At 25.0% G+C, this 328-nt stretch carries 1 protein-coding gene; it reads left to right on the forward strand.

Going from position 1 to position 328, the window contains the following annotated elements; genetic code table 11:
- Positions 1-134 precede the first annotated feature (134 nt).
- A partial coding sequence (locus AWT72_RS08995; RefSeq protein ID WP_442789406.1) for a hypothetical protein occupies positions 135-328 on the forward strand: 194 nt, incomplete at its 3' end.

The raw sequence follows: 328 nt of genomic DNA on the forward strand, positions 1-328 counted from the left end.
GTCTCTAATATTGCTATTTAAGCTGATAAATTATCATTTAGTGTATTAATAACAACTCTTCTGGACGGCAAGAGTTAATTTTAACGGGAAGCCGTTCTAATTCATTTTCCTGAATTTTTGAAAGGAGAATTGAAATGAAAGAAAAGTTAATGACAGATATTATTCAGGGTATGCTTCCATACCTTAATAATTATGAAATGAAAAAATTAAAGGAAGTATTAGAATATACCTTTTATCAATATAAGGATGAAAAGACATTAAAATATTTCCATGAAAAAACTAAAGATCTATTTAGCTCTATAAATAGTAATAAAATACAAAATAAAAA

The organism is Oceanivirga salmonicida, from assembly GCF_001517915.1.
GTDB classification, from domain to species: domain Bacteria; phylum Fusobacteriota; class Fusobacteriia; order Fusobacteriales; family Leptotrichiaceae; genus Oceanivirga; species Oceanivirga salmonicida.